The sequence below is a fragment of the Citrobacter sp. Colony219 genome (genome assembly GCF_019382635.1).
GTDB lineage: Bacteria > Pseudomonadota > Gammaproteobacteria > Enterobacterales > Enterobacteriaceae > Citrobacter > Citrobacter youngae.
In genome coordinates this window covers 3,407,659-3,420,881 of sequence record NZ_CP080033.1, presented here as the reverse complement: position 1 = coordinate 3,420,881, position 13,223 = coordinate 3,407,659, and the positions used below count along the sequence as shown (strand labels likewise).

11 protein-coding genes are annotated in these 13,223 nt (G+C 51.8%); 6 read left to right on the top strand and 5 right to left on the bottom strand.

All coding sequences use genetic code 11. The annotated features are described in order from the left end of the window. Positions 1 to 40 precede the first annotated feature (40 nt). Entirely contained in the window at positions 41 to 592 is a 552-nt protein-coding gene (yfcE, locus tag JTI85_RS15410; protein WP_048211063.1) for a phosphodiesterase, read from the top strand. 56 nt (positions 593 to 648) lie between these two features. Beyond that, on the top strand, positions 649 to 1,203 hold the full coding sequence (gene yfcD, locus JTI85_RS15405) for an NUDIX hydrolase YfcD (protein ID WP_048211064.1): 555 nt from the start codon (positions 649 to 651) through the stop codon (positions 1,201 to 1,203). 86 nt (positions 1,204 to 1,289) lie between these two features. Here the strand turns inward: yfcD and yfcC are convergent, their stop codons facing one another. The 3 genes from yfcC to ackA form a co-directional block, all read right to left on the bottom strand. Further along, complete coding sequence (gene yfcC, locus JTI85_RS15400) at positions 1,290 to 2,810, bottom strand: putative basic amino acid antiporter YfcC (RefSeq protein WP_219351705.1); 1,521 nt, start codon at positions 2,808 to 2,810, stop codon at positions 1,290 to 1,292. Positions 2,811 to 3,011: 201 nt separating this feature from the next. Beyond that, entirely contained in the window at positions 3,012 to 5,156 is a 2,145-nt protein-coding gene (gene pta, locus JTI85_RS15395) for a phosphate acetyltransferase (RefSeq protein ID WP_137364508.1), read from the bottom strand. 75 nt (positions 5,157 to 5,231) lie between these two features. Then, positions 5,232 to 6,434, bottom strand: coding sequence for an acetate kinase (gene ackA / locus JTI85_RS15390; protein WP_061068223.1), 1,203 nt, complete (start codon positions 6,432 to 6,434; stop codon positions 5,232 to 5,234). A 339-nt stretch (positions 6,435 to 6,773) separates the two neighbouring features. On the opposite strand from ackA, the gene yfbV reads away from it, so the two are divergent. The 4 genes from yfbV to JTI85_RS15370 all read left to right on the top strand — a co-directional run bounded on the left by yfbV (position 6,774) and on the right by JTI85_RS15370 (position 10,387). Next, on the top strand, positions 6,774 to 7,229 hold the full coding sequence (gene yfbV / locus JTI85_RS15385) for a terminus macrodomain insulation protein YfbV (protein WP_003028087.1): 456 nt from the start codon (positions 6,774 to 6,776) through the stop codon (positions 7,227 to 7,229). A gap of 83 nt (positions 7,230 to 7,312) precedes the next feature. After that, positions 7,313 to 7,807, top strand: a complete 495-nt coding sequence (locus JTI85_RS15380; RefSeq protein ID WP_003028086.1) for a YfbU family protein — start codon at positions 7,313 to 7,315, stop codon at positions 7,805 to 7,807. Then, positions 7,800 to 8,477, top strand: a complete 678-nt coding sequence (locus JTI85_RS15375) for a sugar phosphatase (RefSeq protein ID WP_086523398.1) — start codon at positions 7,800 to 7,802, stop codon at positions 8,475 to 8,477. Before JTI85_RS15380 ends, JTI85_RS15375 begins: the two co-directional genes overlap by 8 nt. A 77-nt stretch (positions 8,478 to 8,554) precedes the next feature. Beyond that, positions 8,555 to 10,387: an SLC13 family permease gene (locus JTI85_RS15370; protein WP_048211069.1), complete on the top strand. Its 1,833-nt coding sequence runs from the start codon at positions 8,555 to 8,557 to the stop codon at positions 10,385 to 10,387. A gap of 102 nt (positions 10,388 to 10,489) precedes the next feature. Here the strand turns inward: JTI85_RS15370 and yfbR are convergent, their stop codons facing one another. Beyond that, complete coding sequence (gene yfbR / locus JTI85_RS15365) at positions 10,490 to 11,089, bottom strand: 5'-deoxynucleotidase (protein WP_219351704.1); 600 nt, start codon at positions 11,087 to 11,089, stop codon at positions 10,490 to 10,492. An 83-nt stretch (positions 11,090 to 11,172) separates the two neighbouring features. After that, entirely contained in the window at positions 11,173 to 12,390 is a 1,218-nt protein-coding gene (alaA, locus tag JTI85_RS15360; protein ID WP_003028082.1) for an alanine transaminase AlaA, read from the bottom strand. Positions 12,391 to 13,223: the final 833 nt, after the last annotated feature.

The following is a 13,223-nucleotide window of genomic DNA, read 5'->3' as shown; positions in this document are numbered from 1 at the left end:
CCAGTATCATTGAAAGGTATTTTTCAACGAGGGGTGAGTGATGAAACTGATGTTCGCATCGGACATTCATGGTTCGTTGCCGGCTACGGAATGCGTACTTGAACGGTTTGCCCAAAGCGGTGCGCAATGGCTGGTGATACTGGGCGATGTATTGAACCATGGGCCGCGTAATGCGCTGCCAGAGGGCTACGCGCCAGCGCAGGTCGCCGAGCGTTTGAATGAGCAGGCGTCGCGGATAATTGCGGTACGTGGTAATTGCGACAGCGAAGTGGATCAGATGCTTCTGCATTTTCCAATAACCGCGCCGTGGCAGCAAATTCTGACTGACAGCCAGCGACTCTTTCTGACGCACGGACATCTTTTTGGTCCGGATAACTTACCACCGCTCAACGCCGGCGATGTGCTGGTTTATGGACATACGCATCTGCCGGTGGCAGAGCGACGTGGGGATATCTACCAGTTTAACCCCGGTTCGGTAAGCATCCCGAAAGGGGGATTTACGGCAAGCTACGGGATTCTGGATGATAATGTTCTCAGCGTGATGGCACTCAATGATCAAAGTATTATTGCGCAGGTCGAGATTAATCCGTAAGTTACCCCACAAACGTAAACGCGCCGTAAGAGCGCTAGAAAAAAGAAGGTTTCCTGATGGTGGAACAGCGTCGTTTGGCAAGTACTGAATGGGTGGATATTGTGAATGAAGACAATGAAGTCATCGCACAATCCAGCCGGGAACAAATGCGGGCACAATGCTTGCGCCACCGTGCAACGTATATCGTTGTACACGATGGTATGGGTAAAATTCTGGTTCAGCGTCGCACTGAGACAAAGGACTTTATGCCCGGTATGCTGGATGCTACCGCGGGGGGGGTTGTTCAGGCTGATGAGCAGCTTCTGGACTCCGCGCGTCGTGAAGCTGAAGAAGAATTGGGCATTGCCGGTGTCCCGTTTGCCGAGCACGGTCAGTTTTATTTTGAAGACCAGAACTGTCGCGTCTGGGGCGGGCTGTTTAGCTGCGTTTCTCACGGACCGTTTGCGCTGCAGGAAGAAGAAATTAGTGAAGTGTGCTGGCTGACGCCGGAAGAAATTACCGCGCGCTGTGATGAATTTACACCGGACTCACTGAAGGCACTGGCGCTGTGGATGACCCGCAACGCCAAGAATGAAAGTGCGAAAGCCGAAAAACACGAAGAAGCTGAGTAAATTCAGCACCGCCGATCCTGGATGACGGGATCGGGAGTCGTTGTAGGCCGGATAAGCCGCTGATGCGCATTATCCGGCCTTGTTGTTTAATGGTAGCCCATTATCTGCGCGCCAATCACCACCACGCTGGACATAATAAACAGCAGTCCCAACAGCGTGGCGCCTACCTTCAGCCAGTTACGAAAATCCACCCGACAAACGCCTAACGTTGCCATCAGTGATGCCGACGTAGGATAGATAATATGACTGAATCCGTCACCAAACTGGAATGCCAGAACGGTGACCTGACGGTTGACGCCAACCAGATCGCCCAACGGTGCCAGCAGCGGCATGGTCAACGCAGCCTGACCGGAGCCGGAGGTAACGAAGAAATTGAATACCGCCTGGAACAGCAGCATAAACCACGCCGCAATGGCGTTATCCAGACCGCTAATGCCGTTGGCGATGCTGTGCAGCAGGGTATTCAGTACGCTGGCATCGCCCGCTTCACCATTGCCTACCAGCAGCAATATCCCCTTGGCAAAACCGACCAGCAGGGCAGGGGCAATCATCATACGCGCACCCTCAGTAAATGAGGACGCCATGATGTTAACCGTCATGCCGTTGAGCCGAAAGACGACGCCGATAATGCCAATCACCAACCCCATAGTGAAGAACTGGCTGGCAATCTCCGGGATAAACCACGCGTGGACGATAACGCCCCAAATGACCCACACGATCACGCACGTCAGCACCATCAGTACCAGCCAGTCGCCGAGCGTGAAGCGGCGCTCAATGACCTCATCCTGCTGTTCGCGGAAGAAGCGGTCAGATTCATGCACGCGTGACAGCAGCGGATTCTTTTTGATGCGTGCCGCGTAGGCCAGCGTGAACGTCAGGCCGATCATCGTCGCCACAACCCACACCACGATGCGCAGACCCGAACCCGAGAGCACAGGGACACCGGCAATACCCTGTGCGACAACCACACAGAATGGGTTCATCCACGAACTGGCAAAGCCAATTTGGGTGGCAATGTAGGTCACCAGCACGGTGGTGATACTGTCGTAACCTAAGCGCACCATCAGCGGCGCGATGATAATGGCAAAGGCGACAGCCTCTTCCCCCATGCCAAATACCGCACCACCTAAAGAGAAGAGAATAAACAGCACTGGAATAAACAGCACTTCGTTACCTCGCGTATGGCGGATCAACGCGAGAATGCCGTTATCAATGGTTCCGGTGCGCATCACGATGCCAAACGCGCCGCCAATCACCAGCATAAACATAATGATGCCAACGGCAGTACCGAATTTAGAGCCGGAGGTTAACCCTTCAAACGGGAAGTTCATCAGACCAGGACTTTCGTCACCGGTGGTAAAGAACTTAACCGGGTGATACTGCTCTTCACCGGCTTCATTGGTCAGAATTCGGAATGAGTGGGGATCAACAACCTTGCGGGTCTTGGTTTGCCCATCAACCTGATACTGCACTTCCTGACTGTCGAACATCCCGACGGGAACAACCCAGGTCGCCAGACTGGTTAAAATGGCGACGAAAAAAATTATCACCAGCGTGTCGGGCATCGCCCACTTTTTGGCTGACCGTGTTTCTGTTACTGCTGACATGAAAGACTATCCCTGTTGCAATGCAAAAGAGGGTAAGTATGCAAACAGGAGAATAGTTATTCATTGATGCAGCGCATCCCGGTAAATGTTTCAGATTATGCAAACGGGAAAAACAGATATAAAAAAACCGGAAATATTAGCTATTTCCGGTTTGATAAGCAGGATGTGTTGCCGGATAAAGCATCCGGCACACGCAGCAAATTACTGCTGCTGCTGGGAAGACTGGATCGCGGTCAGAGCGATGGTGTAGACGATATCGTCTACCAGCGCGCCACGAGACAGGTCGTTCACCGGCTTGCGCATACCCTGCAGCATCGGCCCGATGGAGATCAGGTCGGCAGAACGCTGTACCGCTTTGTAGGTGGTGTTACCGGTGTTCAGATCCGGGAAGATGAACACGGTAGCGCGACCTGCAACCGGAGAGTTCGGCGCTTTGGATTTTGCTACATCAGCCATAACGGCGGCGTCATACTGCAGCGGGCCGTCGATCATCAGGTCAGGACGTTTTTCCTGTGCCAGACGAGTCGCTTCACGTACTTTCTCTACGTCGCTACCTGCACCAGAAGTACCGGTGGAGTAGGAGAGCATTGCTACGCGCGGTTCGATACCGAAGGCAATCGCGGATTCAGCGGACTGAATCGCGATTTCTGCCAGCTGTTCTGCGGTTGGATCCGGGTTGATCGCGCAGTCGCCGTAAACGTAAACCTGATCCGGCAGCAGCATGAAGAACACAGAAGACACCAGGGAACTACCCGGTGCAGTTTTGATCAGCTGCAGCGGTGGACGAATGGTATTCGCGGTAGTGTGAACGGCACCGGAAACCAGACCGTCAACGTCGTCCTGTTCCAGCATCAGGGTGCCGAGAACGACGTTGTCTTCCAGCTGTTCGCGGGCAACGGTTTCGGTCATACCTTTGTTCTTACGCAGCTCGACCAGGCGTGCAACGTAGCTTTCGCGAACCACATCCGGGTCAACGATTTCAACGCCAGCGCCCAGTTCAACGCCCTGAGACGCCGCAACGCGGGTGATCTCATCCGGGTTACCCAGCAGAACGCAGGTTGCGATACCGCGTTCAGCACAGATAGCGGCCGCTTTAACGGTACGCGGTTCGTCGCCTTCCGGCAGAACAACGCGTTTGCCCGCTTTACGCGCCAGTTCGGTCAACTGGTAGCGGAACGCTGGTGGAGACAGACGACGGCTGCGCTCAGACGTTGCGGTCAGAGATTCAACCCAGTCGGCGTTGATGTAGTTAGCAACGTATTCCTGAACTTTCTCAATACGCTCGTGATCGTCAACCGGAACTTCCAGGTTGAAGCTCTGCAGGCTCAGAGAGGTCTGCCAGGTATTGGTGTTGACCATGAATACCGGCAGGCCGGTTTCGAATGCACGTTCGCACAGCTTAGTGATGCGCGCGTCCATTTCATAGCCGCCAGTCAGCAGCAGGGCGCCGATTTCCACGCCGTTCATCGCTGCCAGGCATGCAGCAACCAGCACGTCCGGACGGTCAGCGGAAGTCACCAGCAGAGAACCTGCGCGGAAGTGTTCCAGCATGTGCGGAATGCTGCGTGCGCAGAAAGTCACAGACTTCACGCGACGGGTATTGATATCGCCTTCGTTCACGATGGTGGCGTTCAGGTGACGCGCCATATCGATTGCACGGGTGGCGATCAGATCGAAGCTCCACGGCACCGCGCCCAGAACCGGCAGCGGGCTGGACTCCTGCAGTTTAGCCGGATCAACTTTGATCACTTTCGCTTTGGAAGAGTCGTCGAAAATCTCAGACAGATCCGGGCGAGTACGGCCCTGCTCATCAACCGGTGCGTTCAGTTTGTTAACGATTACGCCGGTGATGTTGGTGTTTTTCGCGCCGCCGAAGCTGCTGCGAGTCAGTTCAATACGCTCGTTCAGCTGTTCCGGGGTATCGGTACCCTGAGACATGACGAAGACGATTTCCGCGTTCAGCGTTTTCGCGATTTCGTAGTTCAGAGACTGCGCGAACTGATGTTTACGGGTTGGGACCAGGCCTTCAACCAGTACAACTTCAGCGTCTTTAGTGTTCGCGTGGTAGTTCGCGATAATCTCTTCCATCAGCACATCTTTCTGATTGCTGGACAGCAGAGATTCAACGTGGCTCATCTTCAGCGGCTCAGCGGCTGGCAGAGAAGAGTTAGCACGCACGATGCTGGTAGTCTGGTCAGGCGCATCGCCACCGGCACGAGGCTGAGCGATAGGCTTAAAGACGCTCAGACGAACGCCTTTGCGTTCCATAGCACGGATCACGCCAAGGCTGACGCTGGTCAGGCCGACGCTGGTTCCGGTAGGGATCAGCATAATAATACGGGACACGGTTTATCCTCTTTCGTTACCGCCAATTTAGACGGGTTACAAAACAGCACCGCCAGCTAGGCTGGCGGTGTGAAATCAGGCAGTCAGACGGCTCGCGTCTTGCGCGATAACCAGTTCTTCGTTGGTTGGGATAACCACCGCAGGACGGGTACCTTCTTTGTTGATGAAACCAGATTTGCCGAAACGTGCGGCCAGGTTACGTTCGTGGTCAACTTCGAAGCCCAGAACGCCCAGTTTGCCCAGAGACAGTTCACGAACCATCGCGGCGTTTTCACCAATGCCACCGGTGAAGACAACCGCATCCAGACGACCATCCATCAGCGCGGTGTAGGAACCGATGTATTTCGCCAGACGGTGGCAGTAAACGTCCATTGCACGTTTAGCGTCTTCTTTGGTGGTGTAGTTGTCTTCAACATAACGGCAGTCGCTGGTGACTTCAGTCAGACCCAGCAGGCCAGACTCTTTGGTCAGCATTTTGTTGATCTGGTCAACGCTCATGCCCAGGGTGTCGTGCAGGTGGAAGATGATCGCCGGGTCGATGTCACCGGAACGCGTACCCATCACCAGACCTTCCAGCGGGGTCAGACCCATGGAGGTATCAACACATTTACCGTTACGGATTGCAGAAACAGAACCGCCGTTGCCCAGGTGGCAAGTGATGATGTTCAGTTCATCAACCGGTTTGTTCAGCATTTTTGCCGCTTCCTGAGTCACGAAGAAGTGGCTGGTACCGTGCGCGCCGTAACGACGAATGCCATGCTCTTTGTACAGGCTGTACGGCAGGGCATAGAGGTAAGATTCTTCCGGCATAGTCTGATGGAACGCGGTGTCGAATACGGCCACGTTTTTGTCTTTCAGATTCGGGAAGGATTTCAGCGCTTCAGCGATACCGATCAGGTGTGCAGGGTTGTGCAACGGTGCAAAAGAGGCTGCATCTTTGATACCCTGAATAACGGAATCGTCGATAACTACAGAGCCGGTGTATTTTTCGCCGCCGTGAACAACACGGTGACCAATCGCAGTCAGCTGAGCAGACAGTTCTGGTTTTTGTGCCAGAATAGTATTAACGATAAAATTCAGCGCTTCACTGTGAGCGGCGCCTGCACCTAAAGCCGCTTCTTGTTTACCGCCATCCATTTTCCATTTGATACGTGCTTCTGGGAGATGGAAACATTCGGCTAAACCAGAAAGGTATTCTTCACCGTTTACTGCATCGATGATGGCAAATTTCAGTGAGGAGCTACCGCAGTTCAGAACCAGTACTAACTTACTCGACATGGAAGTACCTATTTATGATACGTGGCTAAAAAAACGTCAGGGAGTCATAGAGCGTAGCGCATGATGACACCGACGTTTATGATTAACATCATGCGCCAGGGTCTTTTTGGGCACGATGGAATAAATACCTTTGAGTCTATGTCATTTTGCGTATTTTTCAGCCAATGGCATACTATGTGTCAATTTGACGACTCAATGATTTTGGACTAAAGGCCTTACAGGCCGGCACAGGATACCTGAATGTGGGTATCAAAGACAAAATGTTTTGAACGATGTCCTTTGTAGTTGTTGTTTTGCACAAATTTTTTAATTTTTATATGTGAAGTTGAGGTAACCGCCATGTCGACACCGGATAATCGTTCCGTCAATTTTTTTAGCTTGTTCCGCCGGGGGCAGCACTACGCGAAGACGTGGCCAATGGAAAAGCGCCTCGCGCCCGTGTTTGTAGAGAACCGCGTGATCCGTATGACACGTTACGCAATCCGTTTTATGCCGCCTATCGCCGTCTTCACGTTATGCTGGCAAATTGCGTTGGGTGGTCAGTTGGGACCGGCTGTGGCAACGGCGCTATTTGCGCTGAGCCTGCCAATGCAGGGCATGTGGTGGTTGGGTAAGCGTTCCGTGACACCGCTGCCGCCTTCGATTCTCAACTGGTTCTACGAAGTTCGGGGGAAATTACAAGAAGCCGGACAGGCGTTATCGCCGGTTGAAGGGAAGCCTGATTACCAGGCGCTGGCTGACACGCTTAAGCGTGCCTTCAAACAACTGGATAAAACTTTCCTCGATGATTTGTAATTGACCCCTGATTACGCATATAAAAGAAGGCACAAGATGCCTTCTTTTTTTTCATCGCAGTAGTAGTGATACAGGAGTCCCAAATGGAAATGACCAACGCTCAACGTCTGATTTTGTCGAATCAGTACAAAATGATGACTATGCTCGATCCCACTAACGCCGAGCGTTATCGTCGTTTGCAGACGATTATTGAACGCGGTTACGGTTTGCAGATGCGCGAGCTGGATCGTGAGTTTGGTGAGCTGACGGAAGAAACCTGCCGTACGATTATCGATATTATGGAGATGTATCACGCATTACATGTGTCCTGGACTAATCTTAAGGATGCACAGGCCATTGATGAGCGCCGCGTGACCTTCCTCGGTTTTGACGCCGCAACGGAAGCCCGTTTCCTCGGATACGTTCGCTTTATGGTCAATGTGGAAGGTCGCTATACCCACTTTGATGCGGGTACGCATGGCTTCAACGCCCAGACCCCGATGTGGGAAAAATATCAGCGTATGTTGAACGTCTGGCACTCTTGCCCGCGCCAGTATCACCTGAGCGCGAATGAAATTAACCAAATCATTAATGCCTGAGGGGGCGAGCGTGCAGTGCAAAGGTTTTCTGTTTGATCTGGATGGAACGCTGGTTGATTCCTTACCCGCAGTAGAACGCGCGTGGTGCAACTGGGCCGATCGTTTTGGCCTCGATCACGACGAGGTGCTCGGATTTATTCATGGCAAGCAGGCCATTACCTCTCTACGACACTTTATGGTGGGCAAATCTGAGGCTGAGATCGCTGCGGAGTTCACCCGTCTGGAGCAGATCGAAGCGACGGAAACCGCTGGGATCACCGCGCTGCCGGGGGCTGTTGAGTTGCTCAACCACCTCAATAAAGCGGGTATTCCGTGGGCGATTGTGACCTCCGGTTCTATGCCAGTCGCACGAGCGCGCCATCGTGTCGCGGGGCTTCCCGCGCCTGAAGTGTTTGTTACAGCTGAGCGGGTAAAAAGAGGGAAACCAGAACCAGACGCTTATCTGTTAGGCGCTCAACTGCTGGGTCTCGCACCGCAAGAGTGTACCGTGGTTGAAGATGCGCCCGCTGGTGTGCTTTCAGGACTGGCGGCTGGGTGTCATGTGATCGCGGTCAATGCGCCTGCGGACACGCCGCGCCTGGATGAGGTCGACTTTTCGTTGACCAGTCTGGAACAGATTTCCGTGACCAAGCAACCCAACGGAAATGTGGTCGTAGTAAGAAATACCTGATCATGATTTAGCCCCAGATTGTTGGGGCTTTTTTATGGCAGAATCAGTCCATCCCTCTCATTTAACAAGGATATGTTGTGAACGGTGAATTGATATGGGTTCTCTCATTGCTGGCGATTGCCGTCGTTTTGTTTGCCACTGGCAGAGTGCGTATGGATGCAGTTGCTCTGTTGGTCATCATTGCCTTTGTTCTGAGTGGAACACTGAGCATCTCAGAGGCTTTTTCGGGTTTCAGCGATCCTAACGTTATTTTGATTGCGGCTTTATTTATCATTGGTGACGGCCTGGTGCGTACCGGGGTGGCAACGGTGATGGGGGCATGGCTGGTGAAGGTGGCCGGCAGTAGTGAAGTCAAAATGCTGGTTTTGCTGATGATCACCGTCGCCGGGCTCGGTGCCTTTATGAGTTCCACTGGCGTAGTCGCGATTTTTATTCCTGTTGTTTTAAGCGTATCTATGCGCATGCAAACCTCGCCCTCGCGTCTGATGATGCCGCTTAGCTTCGCGGGGCTTATCAGCGGCATGATGACGCTGGTGGCGACGCCGCCCAACCTGGTCGTCAACAGTGAGTTACTGCGCGAGGGACTCAACGGTTTCAGCTTTTTCAGCGTGACCCCGCTTGGGCTGGTTGTTCTGGTGCTCGGCATCATTTACATGCTGCTGATGCGTTTTATGCTCAAAGGTGAGGACTCCGGGCAACAGGGGGATGGCTGGAAACGCCGGACCTTTCGCGATCTTATCAAAGAGTATCGTCTGACGGGGCGCGCCCGCCGCCTGGCTATTCGTCCCGGCTCGCCGATGATTGGCCAGCGTCTTGACGACCTGAAGCTGCGTGAGCGCTACGGGGCGAACGTGATTGGTGTTGAGCGCTGGCGTCGCTTTCGGCGCGTGATTGTGGACGTTAATGGGGTCTCTGAGTTCCGTGCCCGTGACGTTTTGCTCATTGATATGTCCGCCGCTGATGTCGATCTGCGCGAATTCTGCAGTGAACAATTGCTGGAGCCGATGGTGCTGCGCGGCGAGTATTTTTCCGAACAGGCGCTTGATGTGGGGATGGCTGAGATTTCGTTGATCCCGGAATCAGAATTAATCGGTAAAACGGTAAGGGAAATCGCGTTTCGTACGCGTTACGGCCTGAATGTCGTCGGGGTGAAGCGTGATGGTACGGCGATGGACGGCGCGGTAGTGGATGAACCGTTGCTGATGGGCGATATCATTCTGGTCGTGGGTAACTGGAAACTTATCACATCGTTGGGTAAAAAAGGCCGCGACTTTGTGGTGTTGAACATGCCGGTCGAAGTCAGTGAAGCGTCTCCGGCGCACAGCCAGGCACCGCACGCGATTTTCTGCCTGGTTCTGATGGTTGCGTTAATGCTGACGGATGAAATACCCAATACGGTGGCCGCAATTATCGCCTGCCTGCTGATGGGGAAATTCCGGTGTATTGATGCAGAGAGCGCCTATAAGGCGATCCACTGGCCAAGCATTATCTTGATCGTCGGGATGATGCCTTTTGCGCTGGCTTTACAAAAGACCGGCGGTGTCGATCTGGTGGTAAAAGGACTCATGGACGTCGGTGGGGGATATGGCCCGTACATGATGCTGGGTTGTCTGTTTGTCCTGTGCGCGACCATTGGGTTATTTATCTCTAACACCGCGACGGCGGTACTGATGGCGCCGATTGCGCTGGCAGCGGCAAAGTCGATGGGCGTTTCGCCGTATCCTTTTGCGATGGTGATTGCGATGGCGGCTTCCGCAGCCTTTATGACGCCAGTGTCTTCACCGGTAAACACACTGGTGCTCGGGCCGGGTAACTACAGCTTTAGCGACTTCGTGAAGATTGGCGTACCGTTTACGGTGATTGTCATGGCAGTGTGCGTGGTGATGATCCCGATGCTGTTCCCGTTTTGACCGCCGCAGTAAACGCCTGATGGCGCTGCGCTTATCAGGCCTACGGATATCACGCCTACCTGTAGGCCGGATAAGGCGTTAGCCGCCATCCGGCAAAATCGCTTAAAGCGGTGAATCCTGACTGATTTCATCTAATGAGAGGTGAAAACTCGGGACGAACACGTCCATAAAGTAGTCCATCTCTTCGCTGCGTCGTGACTCCAGCGTTTTTTCCAGACGCGTTTTCGCCAGCAGAAATTCGTTGTTACCGGCGGAGAGTTCCTCCAGGCACTTCAGATACGCGCACAGGGCATCGGCCTGTTTAACAATCGATCTTTCTTCTTCACTTAAGGCATGTTCATCAATGAGTGGTGCAAAAATATCCCGCAACTCGTCGGGAACCATATCGACCAGTTTTTGCTGGGCAATTTTCTCTATCGCTTTATATTCCTGAGCAATCTGCGAGTTGAAATATTTCACTGGGGTAGGGAGATCGCCGGTTAACACCTCTGACGCATCGTGATACATCGCCAGCAGGGCAATACGCTCAGCATTTACCTGACCACAAAATTTACGGTTTTTGATCGCGGCCAGCGCATGAGCAACCATAGCAACCTGCAGACTGTGTTCGGACACGTTTTCGGTGCGCACGTTGCGCATCAGCGGCCAGCGGTTAATGAGTTTCAGACGGGAGAGGTGGGCAAAAAAGTGGCTCTGCTTCATAACGACCCTTACTCAGTGACTTCAGTAACGGTATTTTGCGCAGAGAGTGCTACCGGATGCAAACCCGGTAGCACTTTGCGTGGTTACAGCTGGCGATACCCTGACAGGAAACGCTCAAATTTACTCAACGACATTTCGATATCGTCAATACGCGGCAGTGTGACGATACGGAAATGATCCGGCCACGGCCAGTTGAAAGCCGTTCCCTGAACCAGCAGGACTTTTTCCTGCAGCAGAAAGTCGAGAACCATCTTCTGGTCGTCGTGAATATTGAAGCGTTTGGCATCAATTTTCGGGAACATATACAGCGCGCCGCGTGGCTTCACGCAGGAGACGCCCGGAATATCATTAAGTAATTCCCAGGCCCGGTTGCGCTGTTCATACAAACGTCCGCCTGGCATGATAAATTCGCTGATGCTCTGGTATCCACCCAGCGCGGTTTGAATGGCGTGTTGCGCTGGAACGTTGGCGCATAAACGCATGGAGGCCAACATTTCAAGACCTTCAATATACCCTTTGGCATGTTTCTTCGGTCCGTTCAGTACCATCCAACCCTGGCGGAACCCCGCAACACGATAAGTTTTTGACAGGCCATTGAAGGTAATAGTCAGCAGATCCGGGGCCATTGCCGCAATTGAGTGATGCTCGGCATCATCATAGAGAATTTTGTCATAAATCTCGTCAGCAAAGATAATGAGGTTGTTCTGGCGAGCAATCTCAACTATCTCCATCAGCAGCTCTTTAGAGTAAACGGCGCCGGTAGGGTTGTTTGGGTTAATTATGACGATCCCACGTGTGCGCGGGGTGATTTTTGCCCGAATATCATCAAGGTCCGGGAACCAGTCTGACGATTCATCACACAGGTAGTGCACGGCATTACCGCCAGAGAGCGATACTGCCGCTGTCCACAGCGGGTAATCAGGTGCAGGAACCAGCATTTCGTCCCCACTGTTCAGCAACGCCTGCATCGCCTGAACGATTAATTCAGAAACGCCGTTACCGATATAAATGTCCTCCACGGTAACATCGCGCATCCCGCGGGCCTGGTAATGCTGCATGATCGCTTTGCGGGCTGAATAAAGGCCTTTGGAATCGCAATATCCTTGCGCAGTTGGCAAATTGCGGATCACATCGACCAGAATTTCATCTGGTGCTTCAAACCCGAATGGCGCAGGGTTGCCGATGTTGAGTTTCAGAACTTTATTGCCTTCTTCTTCCAGGCGCTTTGCTTCCTTCAGAACCGGGCCACGAATGTCATAACAGACATTTTCTAATTTGCTGGATTTTTCAATGGGGGACATGAATCTTGACCTTTTTAGCTGTGAATGCCACTCCCTGCCGTGGAAGTCAGCACAGAACAATGTACTCCCCCGACGGTGAGTTTTGAAGGGTCTTTAGTAGAAGATTTCGAAAGTTGCGAGGTTATAATTAACTGTTAATAACTAAATAATGAAATTAATATAGAATTATAATCTTGATATTTTTGTTTTTGTGGTTATATATTTCGATGTGGCGGCTCGGGTATGGTGATTTGTTTTGGTAAAAATAGTGAGATGTGCAAAACGGGGCGCGGTCGGGAGTATCTGCTGTATTGCGCAATTCGAAAATACTGAGGTTTGAGCCTGACAAACTGTTATCGGCCTGATCTAACAACGATGCGGTGTGAATCTATTGTTAAGTATAATTAATGAATGGTGGCATTCTTAATTAATTATTATTTAATATTTAAACAGTATTTATTGAACGCGTTAATAATACGAAAACTGCCAGTCTGAGTTATCACCTTTTTGCTTCGATTAATTCGCGATAACACTTATAAATATAGTGGTTTTAGGTTAAGATAAGTCCCATGAAATGGTACGCAACTTGTGTTTTGCGATAATTCTAATGTTAGTTAAGAGTTTCTAACATACTGAAAAGTTAGTTTTTAATGTGTAAATTAGTGTTCGTTAACTATTTTTCAAATTTACAAAATTTACATGTTTTCCATTAGTCAGAATCATCCAACAGCTAAAAAAATGACTCTTTCTCGTTGCTATATTCCGATGAGTGTCACGGGTATTATATAGCGCTGAAAGGGAATTGTTTCGTTTGTTAAAGCAAATACATCCTTATTTTCACCTGGTTACACCTG